We start from the raw sequence: 25,560 nt of genomic DNA, 5'->3' as shown, positions 1-25,560 counted from the left end.
TCGGATGAGGGGTATCTATCCGCCTCGTGATGGTTAGATCCGGGCTGCGGAACCAGCCCCCTCATCCGACCTCGCTACGCTCGGCCACCTTCTCCCCCGAGGGGAGAAGGACATGGCTTTCAGCTCTTCCACCTCAGCGTCACCGGCTGGATCGGGTTCTGGAACGCCCGCCCCTCGGCGCGGCTCTTGGCCCATTCGCGTTTCAGCTGCTGGTACCATTTCGCCTGTCTGTCGGCGTCGTCGATCCAGATCAGGGCGGGGTCGTAGCGCAAGCCCTCGTTCTGCAGGTTCACCATGCCGCCATCCTGTTTCAGGAAGGCCACCACCCCCATCCGCAGGAAGGGTTTGGCCAGGTCGAACACCCAGTGGTCGGACCAGAAGATCTGGGTGATCCGGGTCTTGGTGTCCGTGATCGGCGTCAAACAGGTCAGGGCCAGGACCTGTTTTTCGCCCACCTGAATATGCTCCCAGCGGAAGCCGGGCAGGCGGAAGGTGATCTCGGTCGCCGGCGCTCCGCCCAGGATCTTGTAGAGGCGGCTGTTCGACGACGGCGCATGGCGCACCATGGCCCAGCCGAACTCGGTCGGCGCGAACGCCTTGGCCTTCTCGTGCATCGAATGCTCTGACCGCCACCACCATTGCTGGTGGACGTAGGGGCCGTGGGCCGGGTCCATCAGGCCGACGACGGCGTGGTCGATATGGCTGTCGAAATCCATCGCCTCGACCAGTTTGGCCTCGCCGCCGACCACGCCGGGGAAGACCGGCGGCTCGTGGTCCGGCGCCATCGGATTGCGCGCGTCCGACGCCATCCAGACGAAGACGATTCCCTGGCTCTCGCGCACCGGATAGGACCGCACGCGGATACGGTTCGCCTCGAACGCCTGATCCTCGACCAGGGACGGAATGGCGGCGCAGACCCCGTCAGTGCGGAACCGCCAGCCGTGATAGGGGCATTCGACCGTCTCGCCCTCGCCGGGCTTGTCGACCAGTTTCCCCGCCGACAGGGGCGCCGCGCGGTGGGGACAGATGTCGCGCATCGCATAGACCTGGCCCGCGCGGGTGCGGCCGACCAGCACCGGCTCGCCCATGATCTCGTAGCGTTTCAGGCTGGCGGCCGCGACGTCGCGGCCAAGGGCGACGAAATACCAGGCGTCTGTGACGAACCCCTTGCCGAACGGACTGACGCCCGCCTTGGACGGGGCGGCTTCGGCCATAGAGGGGGCTTGAGTAGGCTGAACGGGAGCGGCGGTCATCTGCGCTGTTTAACAGCGCGGGCGTCGCCGCCATAGACCCTTCCCCTGTCTGTCTCGGCGAGGTTATGTCTTGTCCGAAGAACGCCGCTCAGGTCGTCCAAGGGAGTTTCGCCATGTTCCGCATCCTCGCCATCGCCGCCGCCATGTTGGGCGCGCCGGCTATCGTCTCGGCCCAGGACGGCCACGGGACGCACCCCGAACATGGCCACAGCCATGCGGCTTTCGCCTCCGACCGGATCCATGTCCGCGTCGATGGCGACACCGACGGGCGCGATATCATCCTGATCCCCGGCCTCAGCTCCTCGCCCGAGATCTGGCAGGGGACGGTGGATCATCTGACGGCGCAGGACGGCGTGGGCTGGCGCGTTCACCGCATCCACGTCCAGGGCTTCGCCGGCGCGCCGGCCGAGGGCAACGCCCAGGGCGCGACGCCCAGTCCCGTGGCGGCGCCAGTCGCCGAGGAAATCGCCCGCTACATTCGCGAGAACGGGCTGATCAAGCCGGCCGTGGTCGGACATTCGATGGGCGGGACGATCGGCCTGATGCTGGCCGCACGCCATCCCGACAGCGTGGGCAAGCTGATGGTCGTGGACATGATCCCCTTCATGGGGGCGATGTTCGCAGCGCCCGGCGCGACGGCCGAGAGCGTGACCCCGGTCGCCGACCAGATATGGGCCGCACAGGCGAACAGCCCGCGCGAGACCTATGTCGCCCAGGCCACGACCAGCATCAACGGCATGATCAACACCGAAAGCCGCCGCGCAGAGGCGCTGGAGGACATGCGGACCAGCGACCAGAAGGTCTCCGCCGCCGCCTTCCGCGAACTGGTCGCCACCGACCTGCGTCCCGAACTGTCGAAGATCACCGCCCCGACCGAGGTGCTGTACGTCAAGTTCAACGATGCGCGCATGACGCCCCAGATCACCGACGCCATTTATCAGGCCTCGTTCGCCAATCTGAAAGGCGTCGAACTGAAGCGCATCGACGACAGCGCCCACTTCATCATGTTCGACCAGCCGCAGGCCTTCTACGCCGACCTGGACGCCTTTCTTTCGGCGAAATAGCCGCTCACGATCCCGTGAAGTCGGTGGGACCGTTTCGGCGGTCGTTCATACGCGATACACAGCCTCTGAACGAAAACCCGCCCAGAGCGGCATCTGAAGGATAGTCATGGCGGGTCCAGGTAACGGGGGCGGACAACAGGCGCAGGGCAGGCCCCGCCGGTCGGCCTGGCAACGGCTGTTCTACTGGAGCGCGGTGCTGGCGGTCTGGGGGCTGATCTTCCTGGTCGTCTTCTTCGCCGTCTTCGCGCGCGGTCTGCCGGACACGTCGAGCCTGTACCAGGTCGATCGCCAGCCCTCGATCACCTATCTGGACCGCAACGGCGCCCTGATCGCCACGCGCGGGACGCAGATGGCGCCGCCCGCCGATCTCGACAGCCTGCCCGACTATGTGCCGGCGGCCTTCATCGCCATCGAGGACCGTCGCTTCTACAATCACCCTGGTTTCGACCCGATCGGCATGGCCCGCGCCATGGTGACGAACATGCGCGCCGGCCGCGTGGTTCAGGGCGGTTCGACCCTGACGCAGCAACTGGCCAAGAACCTGTTCCTGACGCCCGACCAGAACATGCGCCGCAAGGTGCAGGAGCTGATGCTGGCCGTCTGGCTGGAGATGAAATTCTCCAAGCAGGAGATCCTGGCCCTGTATCTGAACCGGGTCTATTTCGGCGCCGGCGCCTATGGGATCGAGGCGGCGTCGCAACGCTATTTCGACAAGTCGGCCAAGAACCTGACCGTGGGCGAGGCCGCGCTGCTGGCCGGCCTGCTGAAGGCGCCGTCGCGCTATTCCCCGGTGTCCGAGAGCGAGCGCGCCGCCGCCCGCGCCACCGTCGTCCTGAACGAGATGGAAGAGTCCGGCGTCATCACCGCCGCCCAACGCGAACAGGCCGTGACCCAGCCGGTCATCGTCTCGCGGACGCTTGCGACCCAGCACGCCCAGTATTTCATCGACTGGCTGGACAAGTCGATCCGCAGCCTGGTCGGCGAACCGACCGAGGACATGGTGGTCGAGACGACGCTGGACCTGACGCTGCAGACCTCAGCCGAGCGGTCGGTCCGCCGCATCCTGGACCGCGACGAAGGCAAGGGCGTGCAGCAGGCGGCCCTGGTCGCCCTGGACGGCGACGGCCGGGTGCGCGCCATGATCGGCGGCGCTTCCTATGCCGATAGCCAGTTCAACCGCGCCGTCGATGCGAAACGGCAGGCGGGTTCGGCCTTCAAACCCTTCGTCTATCTGGCGGCGGTCGAGGCCGGCTATACGCCCCAGACCCCGGTGGTCGATCAGCCGATCACCATCGGCAACTGGTCGCCCCGCAACTATTCCGGGACCTTCAGCGGCAACATGACCCTGGCTCAGGCCGTGGCCCAGTCCACCAACACGGTCGCCGCCTATGTCGCCGATCAGGTCGGCCGCGATAGCGTGGCCCGCGCCGCGCGGCGCCTGGGCATCGAAAGCCGCATCGGCCTGGAGCCGGCCATGGCCCTGGGCGCGGTGGAGGTCTCGCCGCTTGAGATGGCCACCGCCTATGACGCCTTCGCCAACGGCGGACGCCGCGTCGACGCCTATGGCATCAGCCGCATCCGCACGCCCCAGGGCCGCGTCATCTATCAGCGCCAGACGGGCCAGAGCGGCCAGGCGATCAACAATCCGTCGCTGTATTACATGAACCAGATGCTACGGGGCGTGGTCTCCAGCGGTTCTGGCCGTTCGGCGGCGATCTCTGGCCGCGACCTGGCGGGCAAGACCGGCACGACCTCGGACTACAAGGATGCCTGGTTCGTCGGCTACACTGGCGGCTTCGTCACCGCCGTCTGGGTCGGCAAGGACGACAACACCGCCATGCGCGGCGTGACCGGCGGCTCGTCGCCCGCCGCCATCTGGAAGGGCTTCATGGAGGCGGCCCTGGCGCGCCTGAACGCCCCGCGCATCCCCGACGGCCCGGCCATGCCCGAGGGCTGGGTCGCGCCCGATCCGGTCGGCGACCTGATGAGCGGTCTGGACCAGAACGGCCTGCCGGTGGAGCCGGTCGATCCTCTGCTGGGCGAACCCTATGTCGAAGACCCGCAGGCGCCGATCCAGCAGCCGTCCTCCAACCCGCCGTTCGTGCGACAGGGCCAACCCCAGCCCGCGCCTCGTGATGGGCCGGCCTCGCAGCCGGACGGGCGACAGCCGCCCGAACGCAAGGGCGACGCCCTGTTCTTCTGATTCCGTCCCCTGCGGCGAACAAGAAAAAGGGAGGCGACCAGGCGGTCGCCTCCCTTTACATATTTCAGGCCTGCGTCAGCGGGGGCAGGACAGGTCGCCTTCCTGACATTGGCTCAGGGTCCGCAGTTGGCGGGTACGCTCGGTCGTCAGACGTGCGACGCAGGTCGAATGCACCATCGGATAGGCGGAGCCGCCTTGCACGCCCGAAGCCTCGAAACGGCATTGCTGATCGCGGAAGCTGATCCAGGTGCGCTGAGCTGTGCGCAACAGGGTGCGGCTGGCCGGCGACAACCGCCCCATCGTTGCAGCATACTGGGTGTTCAGCGCCCGATCCGCCCTCTGCATGCCCTGAGCGGCGTTGGCGTTCATCGTCGCCTGTGACTGGGCGCTGGCGGACGACGCGGCGGCGACAGTGAGGCCGAGCGCGACCGATAGGGTGATCATCGTTTTCATGGGTGTTCCTGAATGGCGTGGCTGTGATGAAACGCGCCTGGCCGACGGAGTTTCCGCCGCCTATCGCCCCACGGCGTGCAGGGCGCCGCCGTAGTCCTTCAGCCATTTGCGCCAAGGCTTGTGATCCCCGACCAGACGTTCGACCACGGACCAGTAGGCCGGGCTGTGGTCGGCGTGGACCAGGTGGGCGACCTCGTGGGCGGCGAGGTAGTCGATGACCGGCGGCGGGGCCATGATCACGCGCCAGGAATAGCGGATGGTGCGGTTGTGTGGGCTGCACGAGCCCCATCGCGACCGGGTGTCGGCGATCGACATCTTCACCGGCTTTTGGCCCAGGGCGCGCAGATGATGGTCGGTGCGTTCCAGCAGGGTGTCGCGCGCCTCGCGCTTCAGCAGATTCTCGACACGCCGCGCATAGGCCTCGCCCTCGCCGCCCGAACGGATGATCGTGCCTTCCTCGACCAGGCGTGCGGCCCCTGCGCCGGGCACGGCCTCCAGCCGCACGGGACGGCCGCGCAGGGAGATGACCTGTCCCGGCTCCAGCGGCCGACCCTTTGGGCGGACCGCCAGCCGTTGGCTGATCCAGACGGCCTTGGTCCGGGCGAAGGCGACGGCCTGGGTCAGGCCACGCTCGGTCGGGGCGATGACCACGGCCTCGCCCGCCCGCGCATCGATCCGCACCGACAGGCGCCGGGCGCGCGGATTGACGGACAGTCTCAGGACGGGACCAGGCCCGCCCCCTTCGTCAAGCGGCAGCCGCTGATCGTTGCGGTACGCCACCGACGGCCTCGTTCTGGGCGATGAAATCGCGGACGCGGGGATAGATCTCGTCACGGAAGCGACGGCCGTTGAACACGCCGTAATGGCCCACGCCGGGCTGGACATAGAGCACGCGGCGATCCTCCGGGATGTTGGGGCACAGACCGTGCGCGGCCTGGGTCTGGCCGACGCCGGAGATGTCGTCCTTCTCGCCCTCGACGGTCATCAGGCCGATGTCGGTGATCTTGGACAGATCGACCTTGCGCCCGCGATGCTCCAACAGGCCGCGCGCCAGCAGATGCTGCTGGAAGACGATGTCGATGGTCTGGAGGTAGAATTCCTCGGTCAGGTCCAGCACCGACAGATATTCGTCGTAGAACTCCTCGTGCTTGTCGACACCGTCGCCGTCGCCGTCGATCAGGCTGTTGAAATAGTCCCAGTGGGCGTCGCGGTGGCGCGCCTCGTTCATCGACATGAAGCTGTAGAGCTGGACGAAGCCCGGATAGACCCGTCGCCCGAAGCCCGAATAGGGCAGGGGCACGGTGTGGATCATGTTCGACTTGAACCAGGTGAAGGGCTTTTCCTGCGCCAGCTGGTTGGTCACGGTCGGCGACAGGCGCGCGTCGATGGGCGAGCCCATGAAGGTCATGGACAGGGGGCGGTTCTCGTCGCCGTCTTCGGCCATCACGGCGCCGGCCGCCAGGACCGGCGGGCCGGGCTGGCACACGCCGACGACATGGGCGCGCCCGCCGATCTCGGCCAGCATCATGCGCACATGGTCGATATAGTCGAAGAAGTCGAACCGACCCTCCAGCACCGGAACTTGGCGGGCGTTGATCCAGTCGGTGACATAGACGTCGTGGTCCTGAAGAAAGGCCTCGACCGTGCCGCGCAGCAAGGTGGCGTAGTGGCCCGACAGGGGCGCGACGATCAGGACGGCGGGCGCGGCGACGGGTTTTCCGGCGCGCTTCAGGTCGCCGATATTGCGCGCGAACCGGACCAGGCGGCACCAGGGGCTCTGCCAGATCACCTGTTCGGTGGCGCGGACGGTCTTGCCGCCGATATCGATGGTTTCCAGCTTCCAGTCCGGCTTGCCGTACCGCCGCGTGACGCTCTCGAACAGTTCGGCCGAGGCGTAGGCGGTGCGCCCGATCGCGGTGTCCGCCGCCGGATTGAAGGGCGAGGTCCAGAAGGTCCGAGCCATCTGGGCGCCGACCCGGAACGGCAGGGCCGATTGGTAGGCGAGTTCATGAAATGCGTAGAGCATGACGATCCGTTACGGCCCATCGCCGTTTGTGCAGGGCAACATATAATGCATCACCCTGCAAAAGGATTATGAGGCGACGGAATAGCCCTTAGTCGGACGCGCTCGAACTACACCCCGTCATCCTAGGCCTTGTGCCTAGGATCCAGACTCCCGGTGTCAAAAAGGTCTGGCGGCTGGCGTCTGAGCATCAACGCCGCGTTCGAGTCTATGGATCCTAGGCACAAGGCCTAGGATGACGACCAGTGAGGCTTTACCCCCGCGCGATGGCGTCCTCGATGATCTTGGTCGTCTTGTCCGGCCCCATCCCATAGGCGACGGCGGTGCGGAACTTGCCGTCCGGTCCCATCAGATAGACGGTCAGGGAGTGGTTCATCGTATAGGCCTCACCCTCGCCGACCTTCTCGTAGAAGGCGCGGTAAGCCTTGGCCGCCGTCGCCACCTGTTCCGGCGTGCCCGTCAGGCCGATGGTCCCCTTGGGAAAGCCGTCGGACGACAGATAGTCCTTCAGCGCCTGGGGCGTGTCGCGCTGGGGATCGATGCTGACGAAGACGATCTGCAGATCCTTGGCCTTTTCGCCCAGCCGCTGCTGCACGACGGCCATTTCCGCCAGGGTCGTGGGGCAGAACTCGGGGCAATAGGTGAAGCCGAAGAAGACCAGGCTCCACTTGCCGTTCATCATCGTCTGATCGACCGGCTGTCCATCCTGGTTCACCAGTTGGAAGTCGCCGCCGACCAGGGGCTGGCCGGTCGATGTGATCTCGGCGCCGTTCGACGCCGGCGTGCGGCCGCTCACAACCACCACGGTGATGATGGCCAGGGCCACGGCGATGGCGATACAGGCGCCCGCGAACAGCAGGATGGAACGACGCGGCATGACGGCCTCTCACGAAACGGATGTGATCGGTCTATAGAAGCGGTGTGACCTCGACAGAAGCCCGCATGGCGCCGCATGGCGCATCATCCCCCCAACGTCTGGCTTCCGAGCCGCTGGACGGGTGGAGTGACGCGCCGCGTCGCGGGCGCGGCTTTTCGCTGCGGACCCTGATCGTGCTGCGCTGGCTGACCATCGTGGGTCAGAGCGCGGCGATCCTGACGGCGTATCAGGGGCTGCATTTCCCCCTGCCGCTCTGGCCGTGCCTGATCGTCATCGCCATCAGCGCGGCGGTGAACGTGGGGGCCATGGCGCGGGTGCGGCGGCTTGACGCCAGCCTGCCGGACGGTCGCCTGACGGCGATCCACCTGGGCTTCGACATCTTCCAGCTGGGGATTCTGTTGGGTTTGACCGGCGGTCTGGAGAACCCCTTCTGCCTGCTGCTGGTCGCGCCCGTGACCATCGCGGCGGCGGCCCTGCCGGGGCGTCAGGCCCTGATGCTGGGTCTGCTGGCCCTGATCGCGGTCGGGGTGCTGTTCTTCTGGTCCGAGCCGCTGCCGTGGCGCCCGCACGAGAACTTCCACCTGCCGACCTTGTATCGGCTGGGCATGGCGATGGCCCTGGTGACCGGGGTGGTCTTCACCGCCGGATACGCCTGGCGGGTGGCGGCCGATGCCGAGAAGCTGGAACTGGCCCTGGCCACGACCCAGGACGTGCTGCAACGCGAGCAACGACTGGCGGCCCTGGGCGGTCTGGCGGCGGCGGCGGCGCATGAGCTGGGCACGCCGCTGGCGACCATTCAGGTCGTCGCCAAGGAGCTTCAGCGCGCCTCGCCCCCCGACAGCGACGCGGCCGAGGACGCCGCCCTGATCCTGCAACAGGCCGAACGGTGCCGGGGCATCCTGACCCAGCTGTCGCAACAGCCCGAGGGCGACGACGCCCTCTATGCCGATGTGTCGTTGAAGGCCCTGCTGGAAGAGGTGGTGGAACCCCACCGCGGCTTCGACCTGGCGTTCGAGGTGCTGGTGAAGACCCCGCCCGGCCAGCCCGCCCCGCGCGTTCGCCGCCTGCCCGAGGTGGTCCACGGCCTGTCCACCCTGGTCGAGAACGCCGCCGACTTCGCCGCGACCACCGTGAGGGTCCAGGCCGTGGTGGACGCCGGCTGGATCGAGATCGACATTCTCGACGACGGTCCCGGCTTCGCCAGCGACATCCTGCCCCGCCTGGGCGAGCCCTATGTGACCAGCCGGCCCCAGGGCAAGGCCCGCCAGGCCCTGGCCGCCCAGATCGCCGCCGCCGCCCGTCCGTCCAAACGCCGCCCTACGGCGGACACGCCCATCGCCCCCAGTCAGGGCGGCATGGGCCTGGGCTTCTTCATCGCCCGCACCCTTTTGGAACGCACCGGCGGCTCGGTCAGCGTGGGCCAAGGGCTTGCTCAGTCCGAGGCCAAGGGGGCGTCACGCGGCGCCCGGGTTGCCGTGCGCTGGGCGCGACCGGCGCTGGAGGTCGCGACATGACCGAATTAGGGCTTAGCGTCGCAGGCGGAACCTTGGCCTTGACCCACACGCTACCCGTCCCGACTTGAAGCGGCAGGAGAGAAACGCATGTCCGAACTAGAAGCCCGCATCGCCGCCCTGCCCGACAAGTCCCTGCTGCTGCTGGACGATGACCAGGCCCTGCGCACCCGCATGGGGCGGGCGCTGGAGGCGCGCGGGTTTCAGGTGACGACCGCCGAGTCCGTCGCCGAGGCGACCCAGTTGCTGCGCGACAAGGCCCCGGCCTTCGCCGTGCTGGACATGCGGCTGGAGGACGGCAATGGCCTGAAGATCGTCGAGGCCGTGCGCGAAAAGCGCGAGGACGCCCGCATCGTCATGCTGACCGGTTACGGCGCCATCGCCACGGCGGTCGCGGCGGTCAAGGCCGGCGCCGTCGATTATCTGTCCAAGCCCGCCGACGCCGATGACGTGGTCAAGGCTCTGTTGGCCACCGGCGATTCGCCCGAGCCGCCCGAAAATCCCATGAGCGCCGACCGGGTCCGCTGGGAACATATCCAGCGCGTCTACGAGCTGTGCGACCACAATGTCTCGGAAACCGCCCGCCGCCTGGGCATGCACCGCCGCACCCTGCAACGCATCCTCGCCAAGCGCGCGCCGCGGTAAAGCCGCGCCTCAGTCCTCGTCGTCGTCCTCGACCACGTCGGGGATTTCCGGGGTGACCACGGTCGGGGCGATGGTCTTGATCTCGCCCAGCTTGGCGCCGGGGAAGGCCAGCATCACCGCCTTGATGAAGGGGTTGGCCTCGACCTCGGCGCGTTCGGCGGCGCGATCCTTTTTCTGGCGTTCGATGACCGTCTCGGCGCCGCCCTGGCCGTTGGCGGCGATCAGCCAGGTGCGCCCGGTCCATTCGCGCAGGCGCGCCGACAGTTTGCGCGCCAGCTCGATCGGCGCCCCCTGGACGCTTTCATAGACGATGGCGCCGGGCTTGAACGAGACCGGCTTCACATACCGTTCCACATCCATCTGAAGCCCGACCTCGCGCTTCTCGCCGATCAGGGCGACGACCTGTTCGAAGGTCTGCGGATCGGGCAGGGCGGAGGCCATGACGGGGCGAGCGGCCAGTTGCGCCGATGTTCCGCCCCCGCCGCCCCCGCCCCCGCTACCCCGAGGCGCCGAGCCGCCGCCCAGCGGTTCGCCCGACTGCAGCCGTTTCAGCGCCTCCTCCGGCCCGGGCAGGTCGGCGGCATAGGCCAGGCGGACGATGGCCATCTCGACCGCATCGGCCGGATTGGGCGCGCGTCGCACCTCGTCCAGCGCCTTCAGCAGCATCTGCCAAGTGCGCGACAGGGTCGCCGCCGGAATGGCCGCGCCCAGAGCCGCCAGCTTCTGCGCCTGGTCATTGGGCAGGCGCGTCGCGTTCGGCCCCAGCATCTTGGCCACCGAGGCGGCGTGGCAATGCTCCAGCAGGTCGTTTGTCACCTGCACCGGATCGGCGCCGAAGCCGTACAGGGTGCGGAAGGTCTCCAGCGCCTCGGGCGTGCGCCCGGCCATGACGCTTTCGAACAGGGCGATGGTCTGGCTGCGGTCGGCCAGGCCCAGCATGTCGCGCACCGTCTCGGTCTTGACCGTCTCACCCCGCTCGGCCTGGACCAAGGCCTGATCCAGCAACGACAGGCCGTCGCGCACCGACCCCTCGGCCGCGCGCGAGATCAGGGCCAGGGCGTCGGTCTCGATCTTCATGCCTTCGCGATCGGCGATCCGGCCCAGGTGCTCGACCAGGATTTCCGGCTCCACCCGGCGCAGGTCGAAGCGCTGGCAGCGGCTCAGGATCGTCACCGGCACCTTGCGGATCTCGGTGGTGGCGAAGATGAACTTGGCGTGGGGCGGCGGCTCCTCCAGCGTCTTCAGCAGGGCGTTGAACGCCTGCGTCGACAGCATGTGGACCTCGTCCAGCACATAGACCTTGTAGCGGGCCTCGACGGGGGCGTAGCGAACGCTCTCCAGGATGTCGCGGATATCGTTGACGCCGGTGTGCGACGCGGCGTCCATCTCCATCACGTCCATGTGCTGACCCGCCATGATGGCGGCGTCGTGCCGGCCGTGGGCGGTCAAGGTCAGCGACGGCCGGTCGATGGTCTCCGTCTCGTTGTTCAGGGCGCGGGCCAAGAGGCGGGCGGTGGTCGTCTTGCCGACCCCTCGAACCCCGGTCAGCATGAAGGCGTGGGCAATGCGGCCGGTGGCGAAGGCGTTGGTCAGAGTCCTGACCATCGCTTCCTGTCCGATCAGATCCTCGAAGGTGCGCGGCCGATATTTGCGCGCCAGCACCTGATAGGCCGCCCCGTCATCAACATGGGCCTCGACGTCGGCATGGGCGGGCTTGGCCACGACGGGCGCCGCGACCGGCTCAGGCGTCGCAGCGGGTGCGCCGAACATGTCGTCGGTGTTCTCGTCGCGCTGAACGACCTCGTCCTCTTCCCAAGGCGGGCCGTCGAGATTCGTGTCGCTGTCCGTCATGCGAGAAGTCTTACAGCGGGTAGGGGACGGGTAGAAGTGATTCTCGGCCCTCGTCTCCTCCCTGCTTTGCGGGGAGGTGGCGCGGCGCGTCTTCGCGCCGTGACGGAGGGGTTCTGCACCGCATCACAGGCGCCTGTGGGACTTCAAGAGCCCCTCCACCGCTTCGCGGTCCCCCTCCCCACAAGTGGGGAGGAGACGCGGGCACAATTGCGGTCAAGCAGCGAGCCGCCGTCGCGAGCGATAGCGCACCAAACGCGCTAAAGCAGCGAGCGACCGCGTCGCGAGCGTTAGCGCAAAAAAGAAAGAGAAGTAGAGACCGCGACCCGAAGGGGAATTCGTTGTGGCTGCTGCCTTCCGGCCCTGACCAAGTTGGCGAAACCTTCGCCCGCGATCTCCGAGCGGAGATATGACGGGTGCGGCCGTCGGAATCAAGAGCTACAAAACCCGCATGGCCCATCAGAACACCTTCGCCGGCAATCCGCTCGATCGCGCCGGCGACCTGCGCAACGATCCCGAATGGCTGGCCCGGCAGGAGGCCAATCCCGAGGCCCAGGCCATGGTCCTGTGGGAAGGCCGTCCCCTGATCGAGGAGACGGCCGACGGGCCGCGCCTGGCCTGGCTGTCGCTGAAACACGCGCGCGACATCGTTCCGGATCGCGATGTCTTTCTGGGCCTGTGGGATGCGGCGCCCGTCTTCGCCATCGAGTTCGAAGGCTCCATCGATCCCACCGACGGGCCGCTGGCCGGCGTCGGCGCCTTTCAGGAGTTGCGCTCGGCAGCGGCGATCCTGCCGGCGGCGGATGCGGCCATGGCGGGCGGGGCAAAGAGCCTGTTCGACTGGCGGCGCAAGCATGGTTTCTGCGCCAACTGCGGCACGTTGAGCGAGAGCGCCTCGGGCGGATGGAAGCGCCGCTGCCCGGCCTGCGGGACCGAACATTTCCCGCGCGTCGATCCGGTCACCATCATGCTGCCGGTCTATAAGGGCGGAGCCGAACCCATCTGCCTGCTGGGCCGTCAGGCGGCCTGGCCCGAGGGGCGGATGTCGGCCTTGGCCGGTTTTCTGGAGCCCGGTGAATCCATCGAGGAGGCCTGCGCCCGCGAGGTCCAGGAAGAGGCCGGCCTGACCGTGATCGCCACCGCCTATCACTCCAGCCAGCCCTGGCCCTTCCCGTCACAACTGATGATCGGCCTGATCGCCGAGGTGTCGGACGACCAGGCCCGACCCGACCAGACCGAGCTGGAATCCGTCGCCTGGCTGACCCGGGCCGAGGCACGCGCGGTGCTGGCCGGTGAGCACTCCACCATCCAGGCCCCGCCGCCCTTCGCCATCGCCCACAGCCTGATCAAGGCCTGGGCGGAGGAGGCATAGACAGATGTCTCTCCCTCCCCGTTCCGGGGAGGGTGGTCGCGCAGCGACCGGGTGGGGGCGGCAAGGCAAGGCTGCACTGATCTGATTTTAAGTTTAGGCCGTGAGACGTCGCCCGGCCCGCCCCACCCGGCTTCGCCTTCGGCTCAGCCCCCCTCCCGCGCAGGGGGAGGGAGAAGGATGCCGTTCAGGCCAGCCGTCGCGCCGCTTCCAGATCGGCCGGATTGTCCACCGACAGAGGCGCTTCGTCGATGACAGCGGCCCAGATCTGCATCCCCATCTCCAGGGCGCGCAGCTGTTCCAGCTTTTCGCGCGTCTCCAGCGGCGACGGCGGGGCGGCGCAGAAGCGATTCAGGGCCTCGCGGCGATAGCCGTAGACGCCGATGTGCCGCCAGATCGGCGCATCGCCATACAGGGTCGAGCGGGTGAAATAGAGGGCGCGGCCCTGACGGTCATTTTCTCCCAGGGCCAGCACCGCCTTGACCACGTCGGGGTTGGTCCGGTCCGACAGGTCGGCTTCCGCGGCGACCAGGGTGGCGATGTCGCAGGCCGGCTCGCCATGCAGGATGGCGGCGCAGGCGACGGCCAGACCGGGGCTGGCGAAGGGCATGTCGCCCTGGACGTTGATGACTGCGTCGAAATCGCCTTCCGGATCTATGGCGTCTACGGCGGCGCGGATGCGGTCCGAACCCGAGGGCAGGGCCGGGTCGGTCAGGATGGCCCGTCCGCCGGCCGCCTCAACCGCATCGACGATCTCGGGATCGCCGGCGGCGACCACCACCGGAAGGCCCGAGGCCTCGGCCTGGCGATAGGCGCGTACGATCATGGGCACATCGCCGATCAGGGCCAGCGGCTTGTTGGGCAGGCGGGTCGCCGCCATGCGAGCGGGTATCATTATCAACGGATTCATCGACTTCCCTGACGCCTGTCTGGCCCGTCGCGTACCGGGCCGGTTGCGAAGGCGGCGCTACCGTGCCAGAGACGCCAACGCAAGATTATGTCCGGGGCGTGTTTTCGAGGGCCCGGCCGGCAGAGGGATTCGACCAGGCGCATGAGCGGCGATCTTAAGTGGAACAAGATTTTCGGTGCGGCTCTGGGGACGGCCTTCGTCATCCTGGTCGTCCAGCAGGCCTCCGGCCTGATCTATCATTCCGAGCCCCCTGAAAAGATGGGCTATTTCGTCGATGCGCCTGAAGAGGTCGCAGGCGGCGAGGCGGCCGAACTGGCGCCCGACTGGGGCACGGTCCTGCCGACTGCCGACCTGGCCGCCGGCGAGGCCGCCTTCGCGCGGTGCCAGGCCTGCCACACTGTGACGCAAGGTGGCGCGGACGGCATCGGTCCGAACCTGTTTGGCGTGGTCGGCGGACCGGTGATGCACCGTCCAGGCTTTGCCTATTCGGACGCCATGGCCAAGCACAAGGCCGAGGCTCCGGCCTGGGGCTATGATCAGCTGGACAGCTTCATCACGGCGCCGGCGCGCTATGTGCCGGGCACCAAGATGTCCTTCGCGGGCATCCGCGACACCCAGACGCGCATCAACCTGATCGCCTGGCTGCGCACGCAAGGCTCGGGCGGCTTCGCCGTCCCGGCGCCGGACCCGACCCGCCAGCCCGGCGCGGCCGCTCCGGCCGAAGGGGCGGAAGCGCCCGTGACCGAAGGCGCCGCCGCCACTGAAGCGACGGGCACGACCCCGGCCGAAGGCGCGCCCGCAGCGACCCAGGCCACACCGGCGGCGCCGCCCGCCGCGACGGCCCCGGCCCCGCCGAACACCTGATCGACTTCGGTCCAGAGACGACAAAAGGGCGGCCCCGACGGGCCGCCCTTCTTCGTTTTCGGCAGGCGCGGACGCCTTAAAGAATCTGCGCCGCCTCGTCGAACGACAGGCGCGGCGACCGGGGGAACAGGTTCTCGTCCGTGCCGTAACCCAGGTTGAGGATGTAGTTCGGCTCGACCTGGCTGTCGGCGAAGAACTCGGCCTTCACGCCCGCCGCATCGAACCCGGACATCGGCCCGACATCCAGACCCAGCGCCCGCGCGGCGATGGTCAGATAGCCGCCCTGCAGCGAGGCGTTGCGGAAGGCGCTCTCGCGCCGCCCGGCCTCGTCGGCGAACCAGGCCTTTGCGCCGGGCGCATGGGGGAACAGCGCGTCCAGGTGCTCGTGGAAATCAATGTCCTGGCCAATGATCAGATTGACCGGCGCCTGCAACGTCTTGGCCCGGTTGCCCTCGCTCATCAGCGGAATCAGGCGCGCCTTGGCCTCGGGCGAGGTGACGAAGACGAAACGCGCCGGACTGGCGTTGACCGCCGTGGGGCCGAACTTGGTGAGATCATAGAGCTTGTGCAGCAGTTCGGGCGCGACGGGGCGGTCGGTCCAGCCGTTGCGCGTCCGCGCCTCGGTGAACAGTTGGGACAGGGCGGCGTCCGACAGCGGGGCGTCGCGTTGAGTGATGGCGTCATAGGCCATGGGATGCGTTCCTGGTTATAATAGCAACGAGTGCAGGTGCTAATTAGGCGTTTCTGCAACAGTTGCAAGTGCAAATATGGCGACGCAAGGTTTCCGATTTCGCGACCAGCTCAAAACCCCTCTGTCGCAAAGCCTGTGTTCGCCCTATCTAGGGGGCATGAAAGACCTGACCCAACTGATGCAGCAGGCCCAGGCGATGCAGCAAAAGCTGCAGGACGCCCAGGCCAAGATGGCCGAAACCAGCGCCGAGGGCTCCTCGGGTGGCGGGCTCGTCTCGGTGTCCCTCAAGGGACCGGGCGAGATCACGGCGATAAGGATCGACGACAGCCTGCTGACGCCGGGCGAAGGCGAGATCCTGGCCGACCTGATCGTCGCCGCCCACGCCGACGCCAAGCGCAAGCTGGACGAACAGAACAACGCCCTGATGCGCGAAGCCGCCGGGCCGATGGCCGGGATGAACATTCCCGGAATGCCGAAACTGTTCTGATGGCCGCCTCCGCCGGGCCGGAGATCGAACGGCTGATCTCCCTTCTCGCCAAGCTTCCGGGCCTGGGTCCGCGCTCCGCCCGGCGCGCGGCCCTGGCCCTGCTGAAGCGGCGCGAGCAACTGCTGGTGCCGTTGGCGGCGTCCCTGGCCGAGACGGCGGAAAAGGTCGTGTCCTGTTCGGTGTGCGGCACGCCCGACACCCGCGACCCCTGCGCCATCTGTTCGGACGGCGCGCGCGACAACGGCCTAATCTGCGTCGTCGAGGAGGCAGGCGCCCTGTGGGCGATGGAGCGATCCGGCGCCTTCAGGGGCCAATACCATGTGCTAGGCGGGCTGCTGTCCGCCCTGGACGGCGTCGGGCCCGAGCATCTGCGTATCACCGAATTGGTCGGGCGGGTGCGGGGAGGCGGCGTGCGCGAGGTCGTGCTGGCCCTGCCCGCCACCGTCGACGGCCAGACCACCGCCCACTATGTCGCCGAACGGATCGGCGGCCCGGACGTCGAGGTCACCTCCCTGGCGCGCGGCGTGCCGGTCGGCGGGGATCTGGACTGGCTGGACGACGGCACCATCGTCCAGGCCCTGAAGGCCCGCCGCCCCGCCTGACGCCGATCAGTTAGACGGCGTCGTCGGCGCGTTGACGTTCGGCGCTTCGCCCGTCGGCACAGGCTCAGCCCGGCCGGTCGCGTCCGTGGGCGCGTCGGCCGCAGGCGGCGTCTGGCTGTCGCCTGCAAAGTCGCGAGTGTCCGCAGCCGTCGGGCCCGTTTCGTCGTTCTGGGCGTTGAAGCCGCCGTTGGAGATCATCCAGATCCCCAGCAGCAGGACCGCCGCCGCCAGCGTCGAGATGACCAGCAGCACCAGGATGCGTGGGCCCTTGCGTCCGCTGCGGACCAGTTCGGCGTCGACCGGGCGGCCGTCGTGGACGGCGTCGGCGGCCTTGTCGTGACGTTCGGGCTCTTGGGGGATCATGGCGTGTCTTCTCCGAGGACAGGTTCAGCCAAACCAACGTCATCGGAACGGCTACGTTCCTGCGAGGCTTGGCGCGCTTCTCATGAGCGGCGACTCTCGCTAGGAACGGAGCATGAACATGCTCGTGCCCATCCTCGCCATCATCGCCGCCGCCTTCGCGGGCGGCTTCCTGTGGGCCTTCATGGGCTGGCAGAGGGCGCAAGGCGCGCTGGCGGCCGCCGAGGCGCGTATCGACCTAGTCGAGGAAAGCCGCGTCACCATGGGCGAGCTGCTCAAGGCCCAGGCGGCTCAATCCGCTCAGGTGGTGGCGGATCAGATGGTCAGCCGCGCGACCGAGACCTTCCGCGCCCAGGACCAGCTGGCGCGCGAGCGGATGGCGGCTCAGCTGAAGCCCGTTGCCGACACCCTGACCAAGTTCCAGGAACATGTCGCGGCCCTGGAAAAGACCCGGTCCGAAGAGACCGGAGGCTTGCGCGAACAACTGACCCAGCTGATGGCGGCGTCCTCGGCGACACGGGACGAGGCGCGCAAACTGACCGAGGCCCTGCGCGGCAACACCGGCCGGCGCGGCCGCTGGGGCGAACAGACCTGCCGAAACGTGCTTGAGGCCGCCGGCATGGCCGGCCGATTCGACTTCACCGAACAAACTTCCAGCGCCGACGACGAGGGTCGCCAGAACCGGCCCGACTTCATCGTGCGCCTGCCCGGCGGCGGCATGTTCGTGATCGACGCCAAGGTGCCCCTGGCCTTCGACGAGGGCGACGGCGACGAAGAGGCGCGCGCCCGTTCGGTCGGCCTGCGCACCGCCGCCAGCCTGAAGACCCACGTGCGCCAGCTGTCGTCCAAGGCCTATCAGGACCAGTTCAAGCCCAGCCCGGATTTCGTCGTCCTGTTCGTGCCCGGCGACGCCTTCCTGGTCACCGCCCTGGACCACGAGCCGGACCTGATGACCCAGGCGATGGCGTCGCGCGTCGTCATCGTCACCCCCTCGACCCTGTTCGCCCTGTGCAAGGCCGTCGCCTACGGCTGGCGGGCGGAAGAACAGGCGGCCAACGCCGACAAGGTCGCCGCCCTGGGGCGCGAGCTTTACAAGCGGCTGTCGGTCATGGGCGGTCACGCCTCGGCCGTCGGCCGCGCCCTGGATCAGGCCGTGGGCAAGTACAATCAGTTCGTCGGCTCGCTGGAGAGCCAGGTCATGGTCTCGGCCCGCCGCTTTGAAGACCTGCAGGTGGACCACGAGGGCAAGGCCCTGCCGGACCTGACGCCGGTGGAGACCGCGCCGCGCGTCATCGCTCGTCCGGAGCTGATCGCCTCGTCCAAATCGGAATAGGGCGCCTTTCTGTGGAAAGGGCGCTTGACAGGTGTCGCGGCGTGATGTCAATGTAGCTTGTCAATTGGACAAGGGGTGTTGACTGATGCGTAAGTGGCGGCCGGTAATCAAGGCGACGGTGATCACGTTCGGCGGCGGGCTGCTGTTCGCCCTTCTGGGCGGCATTGCGGTCGGCTACGCTTCCAGCTCGGGCTGGATCACCTCCGAGCTTGGTGAGCTGATCGTGACCGGCGTCTTCGCCGCCGCCATCATGGCGGGCGCCCTCTGGGTCGGCGCCGAATGGATGCGGGTGATCGACGAGGCCGCGCGCGAGGCCCACAAGGCCGCCTGGTACTGGGGCGGCACGGCCGGCATGTGCGTCAGCGGCGTGGGACTGATCCTGTCTTCCGCCGGACCGTGGCGCGACATCATCGCCCGCCACGTCGGATCGGGCGGCTCCCCCGTCGATTATATGTCCGCCGGCGCCGCCTTGATGATCGCCCCCATGCTGATCGGCTACACCGTCGTCTGGGCCTGGTGGTGGCTGGCGCGGATGCGGGGCTGAGCCATGAACAATCGTCTCAAGGTCCTGCGCGCCGAACGCGACTGGAGCCAGGCGCAGCTGGCCGAACATCTGGGCGTGTCGCGCCAGACCGTGAACGCGCTGGAGACCGGGCGCTACGACCCGTCCCTGCCGCTGGCCTTCAAGATCGCACGCATCTTCGGCCAACCCATCGAATCCATCTTTTCCGACGAGGAGAACCAAGGATGACCGCTGCATCCCAACGCCGTCCCACCCTGCCGCGCCGCCTGCTGGTCGCCTTCGGCGTCGGCCTGGCCATGGGCGTCGCCGGCTATCTGTTCGGCCGAATGGTCCTGCCGGGCCTGATCGGACCGGACAGGCTGGACCTGCGCTGGTCCGACGCCCTGGCGGCCCTGACCGGGGTGGCCCTGATGATGGGCGCCGGCGCGGTGCTCATCGCCAGCCTGGATCCTCGCCGTCTTGGCCGGATGTATCGTCTGGACGAAGCCGCCTCGGCCGAAGAGGTCGGCCAGGTGCGTCTGCAGGCGTCGGTCCTGGGTTTCTCGGGCGTGATCCTGCTTCTGCCGCTGATCTTCGTCCTCGTCGGACTGCCGGGCGGCGTGGCGCTGGGCCTGATCGTCGTGCTGTTCGTCGTCCATACGGCCCTGAACCTCAAGGTCTGGCGCAGCGTCGACGAGCTGATGCGCCGCACCACGATGGAAGCCGCATTCGCGACCTTCTTCCTGGGGCAAGGCCTGCTGTTCCTTTGGGCGGCGGCCGAGCGCCTGGGGCTGGTCTTTACGCTCACCGCCTGGGACGTCTACGCCGTGCTGATGACCCTCTACCTCTTCGTTTCCGCCATCGCCTCCGCGCGTCGCGGGCTGGCCTGACCTCACCCGTTTTCAAAAGGGATCGCACAATGACCTTCTCCAGGATTCTCAAGACCTCGGCCTCCACCCTCGCGCGCGGCGCGGTCGGCGTCGCCGGCGGCCTGGCCCTGTTCGTCGCCATCGCCGGGGTTCCGGCCGACGCCCTGGCCCAGACGACGGCGCCCGCCGCCGCTGCGCCCATCCAAGGCGAAGGCCCCGCCCTGTGGGTGATCAAGGATGCGGATTCGACCCTGTATCTGTTCGGCTCGGTCCACGTCCTGCGCCCCACGACTGGCTGGGCCAGCCCCCGCGTCGAGGCCGCCTTCGACAGCGCCTCGGACATCTGGTTCGAGATCAGCAATCCCGATGATCAGGCCGCCGTCATGCCGCTGATCCAGCAGCACGGCCTGTCGCCTGAAACGCCTCTCTCCAGCCGCCTGACGCCCGAGGAGAATGTTGAACTGGAGGCCGCCGCCCAGGCCATGGGCGCCTCCGCCGCCCAGCTTCAGCCGATGAAACCCTGGCTGGCGGCGCTCAGCCTGTCGGTCGCCCCCCTGGTCAAGGCCGGCTATGATCCCAAGTCCGGCGTCGAACTTGTGCTGAAGACGCGCGCCGAGGCGGCCGGCAAGCCCATCCACGGTTTCGAGACCATCGACAAGCAGATCGGCATCCTGGCCGGCCTGCCCGAAGACGTGCAGATGGCCTTCCTGCGCGAGACGCTGAAGGATTACGAGAACGCCGTGACCATGCTGGACACCATGGTCGAGGCCTGGGCCAAGGGCGACGTCGCCACCCTGGACCGCGTCATGGTCGAGGAGATGAAGGAGGCTTCGCCGGCCCTTTATCAGGCTCTGCTGGTCGACCGGAACACCGACTGGGCTGACCAGATCCAGACCCTGCTCGAAGGTTCGGGAACCGCCTTCATCGCCGTGGGCGCCGGTCACCTGACCGGCGACGACAGCGTCCAGGCCATCCTGCAACAACGCGGCGTCACCGTCGAAGCCGCGAACTGAGAACGGAAAGGAGGCGCGGCGGCACGATCGTCGCGCCTTCACCAATAGACTGGAGCGGGCAGCGGGAATCGAACCCGCACGAGCAGCATGGGAAGCTGCCAGGCTACCACTACATCATGCCCGCGATGGCCTGAGGGCGGTCTATCTTAAGGTAAGACGGGGCTCAAGGCGCGCGCTGCATTCTCTCGCGCATAGCGCTGGGCGATGATGGTGCAGGCGAACAGCTGGATCTGGTGGAACAGCATGATCGGCAGGACGATCAGCGGCACGGCGTGACCGGCGAACAGGATGCCGGCCATGGGGATGCCGGTGGCCATGCTCTTCTTGGAGCCGCAGAACAAAATGACGATCCGGTCGGGCTTGTCGAATTTGAGAAGCCGCCCCGCCATCAGGGTCAGGCTCAGGACGATGGCCAGCAGGAGGATGTTCAGGCCGATGACCTTGGCCAGGTCCATAGGCGCGACCTGGGACCAGACGCCGGCGACGACGCCCTCGCTGAAGGCGGCGTAGACGATCAGCAGGATGGAGCCGCGGTCCACCAGGCCCGTCAGCTTGGCGTGACGACCCAGCCAATCCTTCAGCAGCGGGCGACACAGCTGGCCCACGGCGAACGGGGCCAGGATCTGCAGGCCGATGTCGAGGATGGATTGCAGGTGGATGCCGCCGCCCGCCCCGGTTTCTGGGCCGCCGATCATCAGGGCGACCAGCAGCGGCGTCACGATCACGCCCAGCAGGTTCGACAGACTGGCGCTGGTCAGGGCGCCCGCGACATTCCCTCCGGCGATGGAGGTGAAGGCGATGGACGACTGCACCGTGGACGGCAACAGGCACAGATAGAGCATCCCCGTCAGCAGATCGGGCTGAAGCGATCCCCGCATCAGCAAAATCAGACCCAGCCCCAGCAGCGGAAACAGCAGGAAGGTCGACAGGAAGACCGTGCCCTGAAGCCGCCAGTGCAGCAGGCCCGCGCCGATGGCCGCCGGCGACATCCGCGCGCCATACAGGAAGAACAGAAGGGCGATGGCCGCCTTGACCACCCAATCCATGACCACGGCGGCCTGTCCGCTGGCGGGCAGCAGCGCCGCCAGGATCACCATGCCGATCAGGGCCAGCAGATAGCCGTCGATGGGCAGGCGGGACAGGAAACGGGGCATGGACGGCTCAGGCTGCGGCAGGCTGACGCACAGATAGGCGCATCAGCCCTCGCATTGAACCCGCGTCATCAGGCTCCGGCGCGGTTCTTGACCAGGTCGTCCACCACCGACGGGTCGGCCAGGGTCGAGGTGTCGCCCAGCGACCCGATCTCGTTCTCGGCGATCTTGCGCAGGATGCGTCGCATGATCTTGCCCGAGCGGGTCTTGGGCAGGCCCGGCGCCCATTGGATCACGTCGGGCGCGGCGATGGGGCCGATCTCGTGGCGGACGTGGGCGACCAGGGCCTTGCGCAGGTCCTCGGTCGGCTCGACCCCGTTGTTCAGGGTGACGTAGGCGTAGATGCCCTGGCCCTTGATGTCGTGGGGATAGCCGACGACGGCCGCCTCGGCGACGTCGTCGTGCAGCACCAGGGCGCTCTCGACCTCGGCCGTGCCCATCCGGTGGCCGGACACGTTGATGACGTCGTCCACCCGGCCGGTGATCCAGTAATAGCCGTCCTCGTCCCTACGGCAGCCGTCGCCGGTGAAATAGCGACCCGGATAGGTCGAGAAATAGGTGTCGAAGAAGCGCTGGTCGTCGCCATAGACGGTGCGCATCTGGCCCGGCCAGCTGTCGGTGATGCACAGATTGCCGGACGCGGCGCCTTCCAGCGGCTGACCCTCGGCGTCTACGATCTCAAGCTCCACGCCCGGCAGGGGCAGGGTGGCCGAACCGGGCTTCAGGTCGGTGGCGCCGGGCAGGGGCGTGATCAGGTGGCCGCCCGTTTCGGTCTGCCACCAGGTGTCCACGATGGGGCAGCGGCTGTCGCCGACCACCTCGTGATACCAGCGCCAAGCCTCGGGATTGATCGGTTCGCCGACCGTGCCGAGCAGACGCAACGAGGCGCGCGAGGACGCCTTCACCGGCGCATCGCCTTCGCGCATCAGGGCGCGCAGGGCGGTGGGGGCCGTGTAGAAGATCTCGACCTTGTGCTTGTCCACCACCTGCCAGAAGCGGCCGGCGTCGGGATAGTTGGGCACCCCCTCGAACATCAGGGTCGTCGCCGCATTCGCGAGCGGCCCATAGACCATATACGAATGGCCGGTGACCCAGCCCACGTCGGCAGTGCACCAGAAGACCTCGCCGGGGCGATAGTCGAAGACGACTTCGTGCGTCCAGGCGGCCCAGAACAGATAGCCGCCCGTGGTGTGCAGCACGCCCTTGGGCTTTCCGGTCGAACCCGAGGTGTAGAGGATGAACAGCGGATCCTCGGCGTTCATCGGCTCGGGCGGGCAGTCGGCGTCGACCTTGGCGGCTTCCAGGGCGTAGTCGAAGTCGCGGCCTTCGATCATCGGCACGTCGCGGCCGGTGCGACGCACGACCAGGACGGTATCGACCTTCACCTTCGTCAGGGCCTCGTCGACATTGGCCTTCAGCGGCACATGTTTGCCGCCGCGCAGACCCTCGTCGGCGGTGATGACCAGGTTCGAGCCGCAGTCCTCGATCCGCCCGCACAGGCTGTCGGGCGAGAAGCCGCCGAACACCACCGAATGGACGGCGCCGATGCGGGCGCAGGCCAGCATGGCGTAGGCCGCCTCGGGGATCATGGGCAGATACAGGGTGATCCGGTCGCCCTTCTTCGCTCCATGCGCCTTCAGAACATTGGCCATGCGGCACACCTCGGCGTGCAGTTCGCCGAAGGTGATGTGGCGGCTGTCGGCGGGATCGTCGCCTTCCCAGATGATCGCCGTCTCGTCCTTGCGATGAGGCAGGTGGCGGTCGATGCAGTTGGCCGAGACGTTCAGCACACCGTCCTCGAACCAGCGGATGCGGAAGTCTTCCTTCTTGAAGGAGACGTCCTTGATCTTGGTCGGGGCTGTGATCCAGTCGAGGCGTTTGGCCTGTTCGGCCCAATAGGTGTCGGGCGTCTCGCGCGCCGCGATCCGCGCCGCCTCATAGGCCTCCCGGTTCAGATGGGCCTTGTCGGCCCAGTCGGCAGGGACGGGATAGAGGTCGGGATCAGGCACGCGAGACGTCTCCGGCATCAATCAGAATCCGTATTTGGCGAACAGGATCAAACGGGTCATGTCGCCGCTGGCGCCGGTCTCGATCTCGCGATCCGCGAACATCAGCTCGGCCCCGACATCAAACGCCGTAACCGGCGACCAGATCAAATTGGCATGGATGCTTTGCGCCGAACGGTTGACGGCCAGGCCGGTGAAGCCGGTGTCGTTGTCCACCTTCTGCGCCGACCAGATCAGGCTGGAGCGCCAGCCGGGCGCCCAGACGTGGCGATAGGCGGCGAAGCCGGCGACCACGCCGATGGAGTCCAGTTCGCCCGAAGCGTCCAGCACGGCGTCGTTGGAGAAGTTCAGCCCGACATAGCGGCCGATACCCTCGCCACCGGTCAGCATCAGGCGGATGTCGTCCTTGGACCCGACCTTGATCTTGGTCGAGGCCGACAGGCCCCAGCCGGTCGCGGTGGAATCGATGTTGGTCGCCGGGTTCTCGTATTTCAGCTGGCGCAGCAGGCCGGCGAACTGGAAATCGCCCCACGGACGCGACATGGCGTAGCGGGCGGTGAAGTCCGGCAGGGTGCTGTCGTCGGCGACGATCCGCGCGCCGCCGCTGAACGGCGTCACCGTCGTCTCGGGGTTCTCGACCGAGACGGAGAAGGGACCGCGCGTATAGCGGACCTGGACCTGACGGGCGAAGACCGTGCCTTCGGCCGCGCCGATGAAGTCGGCGGATTCGGGCAGGACGGCGGTGTTCTGGAAGTTGGTCCACTCCTGGCCGATCAGCCAGTTGTCGATGGTGATGAAGGCGCGACGCAGGGTCGGGTTGGCCGGGCTGGTGGTCCGCTGGTCGGCGACGCCGGGCTGAGTCTGGAAGTCCATCTCCATGCGGGTGCCGATCTTGTGGCCCCCGATCATGCCGTCGGTCGTCAGCCAGAAGCGGGTCTGACGGGCGTTGAAATCGGTCGCCGTATCCTCGTCGGCGCCGCCGATGGGGATGGAGCCGGGAATGTGGAATTCACGCAGCGCGTCGCCGTTGACCGGGTCGCCGCCGGAGTAGCGCGTGGCGTAGGCGTCGACCTTGACGAAGCCGCCGAACTTGACCGTGTGGTCGCCGATGCGGAAGCCGTCGCTGGGCGCGGCCGGGGCGGCGGCCTGCTGAACCGGCGCGGCCGGGCGGGTCTCCAGGCGGATGATGTCCTGCTGTTGCGCGGCCTGCTGGGTGCGCGAGGCGACGACCTCGGATTTTAGGGCGTTCAGCTGGGCTTCGAGCTGGGCGATGCGCGCTTCGAGCGCGGCTTGGTCCTGGGCCGAGGCGACGCCGGGCGACGCCAGCAGGGCGACGGCGGCGGCTCCCGCCATTAGGCTTGTCTTGATCATGATGAATCCTCCCGCGCCCATCTAACGCGGGCGTCCCTTCGAAAACCTTTCCGCCTCCAGCCTCGGGGAGCCATTGGCCATTGGTCTAATTTCGACCAAAGTCGAACCGCGCCATGATGGCGACGACGCGGCCGATCAGACGCCGCGCACGGAAG

General features: G+C 67.7%; 25 protein-coding genes, 1 tRNA gene and 1 other RNA gene. 13 read left to right on the top strand and 14 right to left on the bottom strand.

Annotation, left to right across the window (positions count from 1 at the left end; translation table 11 throughout):
• Positions 1 to 119 precede the first annotated feature (119 nt).
• A complete protein-coding gene (locus tag ACP69V_RS14360; RefSeq protein WP_426024463.1) occupies positions 120 to 1,214 on the bottom strand; it encodes a Rieske 2Fe-2S domain-containing protein in 1,095 nt (364 codons plus the stop codon).
• A 152-nt stretch (positions 1,215 to 1,366) separates the two neighbouring features.
• Here ACP69V_RS14360 and ACP69V_RS14355 point away from each other — a divergent pair, with 152 nt between their 5' ends.
• A complete protein-coding gene (locus ACP69V_RS14355) occupies positions 1,367 to 2,317 on the top strand; it encodes an alpha/beta fold hydrolase (RefSeq protein WP_426024462.1) in 951 nt (316 codons plus the stop codon).
• A gap of 106 nt (positions 2,318 to 2,423) precedes the next feature.
• The gene (locus tag ACP69V_RS14350; RefSeq protein WP_426024461.1) at positions 2,424 to 4,520 is read left to right on the top strand and encodes a transglycosylase domain-containing protein; all 2,097 of its coding nucleotides are present in this window, start codon (positions 2,424 to 2,426) and stop codon (positions 4,518 to 4,520) included.
• A gap of 75 nt (positions 4,521 to 4,595) precedes the next feature.
• Here ACP69V_RS14350 and ACP69V_RS14345 read toward each other — a convergent pair whose 3' ends face one another.
• From ACP69V_RS14345 to ACP69V_RS14330, 4 genes are all read right to left on the bottom strand, one after another.
• Positions 4,596 to 4,973, bottom strand: a complete 378-nt coding sequence (locus tag ACP69V_RS14345) for a lysozyme inhibitor LprI family protein (protein WP_426024460.1) — start codon at positions 4,971 to 4,973, stop codon at positions 4,596 to 4,598.
• A 60-nt stretch (positions 4,974 to 5,033) separates the two neighbouring features.
• The gene (locus ACP69V_RS14340) at positions 5,034 to 5,753 is read right to left on the bottom strand and encodes a M48 family metallopeptidase (protein WP_426024459.1); all 720 of its coding nucleotides are present in this window, start codon (positions 5,751 to 5,753) and stop codon (positions 5,034 to 5,036) included.
• Positions 5,719 to 6,999, bottom strand: a complete 1,281-nt coding sequence (locus ACP69V_RS14335) for a polyhydroxyalkanoate depolymerase (RefSeq protein WP_426024458.1) — start codon at positions 6,997 to 6,999, stop codon at positions 5,719 to 5,721. The genes ACP69V_RS14340 and ACP69V_RS14335 overlap by 35 nt, the downstream gene beginning before the upstream one ends.
• 250 nt (positions 7,000 to 7,249) lie before the next feature.
• On the bottom strand, positions 7,250 to 7,873 hold the full coding sequence (locus ACP69V_RS14330; RefSeq protein ID WP_426024457.1) for an SCO family protein: 624 nt from the start codon (positions 7,871 to 7,873) through the stop codon (positions 7,250 to 7,252).
• A 44-nt stretch (positions 7,874 to 7,917) separates the two neighbouring features.
• Between ACP69V_RS14330 and ACP69V_RS14325 the strand changes: the two genes are divergently transcribed.
• Together ACP69V_RS14325 and ACP69V_RS14320 are read left to right on the top strand one after the other, a co-directional pair.
• Positions 7,918 to 9,387, top strand: coding sequence for an ActS/PrrB/RegB family redox-sensitive histidine kinase (locus tag ACP69V_RS14325; protein WP_426024456.1), 1,470 nt, complete (start codon positions 7,918 to 7,920; stop codon positions 9,385 to 9,387).
• A gap of 87 nt (positions 9,388 to 9,474) precedes the next feature.
• Positions 9,475 to 10,029, top strand: coding sequence for an ActR/PrrA/RegA family redox response regulator transcription factor (locus tag ACP69V_RS14320; RefSeq protein WP_426024455.1), 555 nt, complete (start codon positions 9,475 to 9,477; stop codon positions 10,027 to 10,029).
• 9 nt (positions 10,030 to 10,038) lie between these two features.
• Here the strand turns inward: ACP69V_RS14320 and ACP69V_RS14315 are convergent, their stop codons facing one another.
• On the bottom strand, positions 10,039 to 11,880 hold the full coding sequence (locus tag ACP69V_RS14315; RefSeq protein ID WP_426024454.1) for a DNA polymerase III subunit gamma/tau: 1,842 nt from the start codon (positions 11,878 to 11,880) through the stop codon (positions 10,039 to 10,041).
• A gap of 305 nt (positions 11,881 to 12,185) precedes the next feature.
• Positions 12,186 to 12,279, bottom strand: an RNA gene (gene ffs / locus ACP69V_RS14310) — signal recognition particle sRNA small type.
• 49 nt (positions 12,280 to 12,328) lie between these two features.
• On the opposite strand from ffs, the gene nudC reads away from it, so the two are divergent.
• Positions 12,329 to 13,249: an NAD(+) diphosphatase gene (nudC, locus tag ACP69V_RS14305; RefSeq protein WP_426024453.1), complete on the top strand. Its 921-nt coding sequence runs from the start codon at positions 12,329 to 12,331 to the stop codon at positions 13,247 to 13,249.
• Between the two features lie 184 nt (positions 13,250 to 13,433).
• Here the strand turns inward: nudC and ACP69V_RS14300 are convergent, their stop codons facing one another.
• Complete coding sequence (locus tag ACP69V_RS14300) at positions 13,434 to 14,156, bottom strand: 3-deoxy-manno-octulosonate cytidylyltransferase (protein ID WP_426024452.1); 723 nt, start codon at positions 14,154 to 14,156, stop codon at positions 13,434 to 13,436.
• A 141-nt stretch (positions 14,157 to 14,297) separates the two neighbouring features.
• On the opposite strand from ACP69V_RS14300, the gene ACP69V_RS14295 reads away from it, so the two are divergent.
• Complete coding sequence (locus ACP69V_RS14295; RefSeq protein WP_426024451.1) at positions 14,298 to 15,020, top strand: c-type cytochrome; 723 nt, start codon at positions 14,298 to 14,300, stop codon at positions 15,018 to 15,020.
• 76 nt (positions 15,021 to 15,096) lie between these two features.
• On the opposite strand, the gene ACP69V_RS14290 is transcribed toward ACP69V_RS14295, so the two are convergent.
• A complete protein-coding gene (locus tag ACP69V_RS14290; RefSeq protein WP_426024450.1) occupies positions 15,097 to 15,711 on the bottom strand; it encodes a malonic semialdehyde reductase in 615 nt (204 codons plus the stop codon).
• Positions 15,712 to 15,868: 157 nt separating this feature from the next.
• On the opposite strand from ACP69V_RS14290, the gene ACP69V_RS14285 reads away from it, so the two are divergent.
• A complete protein-coding gene (locus tag ACP69V_RS14285) occupies positions 15,869 to 16,198 on the top strand; it encodes a YbaB/EbfC family nucleoid-associated protein (protein WP_135194557.1) in 330 nt (109 codons plus the stop codon).
• The gene (gene recR / locus ACP69V_RS14280; protein WP_426024449.1) at positions 16,198 to 16,800 is read left to right on the top strand and encodes a recombination mediator RecR; all 603 of its coding nucleotides are present in this window, start codon (positions 16,198 to 16,200) and stop codon (positions 16,798 to 16,800) included. The genes ACP69V_RS14285 and recR overlap by 1 nt, the downstream gene beginning before the upstream one ends.
• Before the next feature lie 6 nt (positions 16,801 to 16,806).
• On the opposite strand, the gene ACP69V_RS14275 is transcribed toward recR, so the two are convergent.
• Positions 16,807 to 17,163: a hypothetical protein gene (locus ACP69V_RS14275; RefSeq protein WP_426020504.1), complete on the bottom strand. Its 357-nt coding sequence runs from the start codon at positions 17,161 to 17,163 to the stop codon at positions 16,807 to 16,809.
• A gap of 112 nt (positions 17,164 to 17,275) precedes the next feature.
• Here ACP69V_RS14275 and ACP69V_RS14270 point away from each other — a divergent pair, with 112 nt between their 5' ends.
• From ACP69V_RS14270 to ACP69V_RS14250, 5 genes are all read left to right on the top strand, one after another.
• Complete coding sequence (locus ACP69V_RS14270; protein ID WP_426024448.1) at positions 17,276 to 18,493, top strand: DNA recombination protein RmuC; 1,218 nt, start codon at positions 17,276 to 17,278, stop codon at positions 18,491 to 18,493.
• Positions 18,494 to 18,578: 85 nt separating this feature from the next.
• Positions 18,579 to 19,037 carry a hypothetical protein gene (locus ACP69V_RS14265; RefSeq protein ID WP_426020502.1) on the top strand — a complete coding sequence of 153 codons (459 nt, stop codon included), beginning with the start codon at positions 18,579 to 18,581 and terminating at the stop codon, positions 19,035 to 19,037.
• Between the two features lie 3 nt (positions 19,038 to 19,040).
• Entirely contained in the window at positions 19,041 to 19,244 is a 204-nt protein-coding gene (locus ACP69V_RS14260; protein ID WP_426024447.1) for a helix-turn-helix transcriptional regulator, read from the top strand.
• Complete coding sequence (locus ACP69V_RS14255) at positions 19,241 to 19,885, top strand: hypothetical protein (RefSeq protein ID WP_426024446.1); 645 nt, start codon at positions 19,241 to 19,243, stop codon at positions 19,883 to 19,885. The genes ACP69V_RS14260 and ACP69V_RS14255 overlap by 4 nt, the downstream gene beginning before the upstream one ends.
• 29 nt (positions 19,886 to 19,914) lie before the next feature.
• Positions 19,915 to 20,877: a TraB/GumN family protein gene (locus ACP69V_RS14250; RefSeq protein ID WP_426024445.1), complete on the top strand. Its 963-nt coding sequence runs from the start codon at positions 19,915 to 19,917 to the stop codon at positions 20,875 to 20,877.
• A 50-nt stretch (positions 20,878 to 20,927) separates the two neighbouring features.
• On the opposite strand, the gene ACP69V_RS14245 is transcribed toward ACP69V_RS14250, so the two are convergent.
• From ACP69V_RS14245 to ACP69V_RS14230, 4 genes are all read right to left on the bottom strand, one after another.
• Positions 20,928 to 21,001 (bottom strand) — tRNA-Gly (locus ACP69V_RS14245).
• Positions 21,002 to 21,023: 22 nt separating this feature from the next.
• Entirely contained in the window at positions 21,024 to 22,031 is a 1,008-nt protein-coding gene (locus tag ACP69V_RS14240; protein WP_426024444.1) for a bile acid:sodium symporter family protein, read from the bottom strand.
• A 68-nt stretch (positions 22,032 to 22,099) separates the two neighbouring features.
• The gene (gene acs, locus ACP69V_RS14235; protein WP_426024443.1) at positions 22,100 to 24,055 is read right to left on the bottom strand and encodes an acetate--CoA ligase; all 1,956 of its coding nucleotides are present in this window, start codon (positions 24,053 to 24,055) and stop codon (positions 22,100 to 22,102) included.
• A gap of 3 nt (positions 24,056 to 24,058) precedes the next feature.
• Positions 24,059 to 25,405, bottom strand: coding sequence for a DcaP family trimeric outer membrane transporter (locus tag ACP69V_RS14230; protein ID WP_426024442.1), 1,347 nt, complete (start codon positions 25,403 to 25,405; stop codon positions 24,059 to 24,061).
• Positions 25,406 to 25,560: the final 155 nt, after the last annotated feature.

The sequence above is a fragment of the Brevundimonas sp. PWP3-1b1 genome, assembly GCF_049896065.1.
GTDB lineage: Bacteria > Pseudomonadota > Alphaproteobacteria > Caulobacterales > Caulobacteraceae > Brevundimonas > Brevundimonas intermedia_B.
Note: the sequence above shows the minus strand (reverse complement) of the source record. Positions and strands in the feature narration are given on the sequence as shown.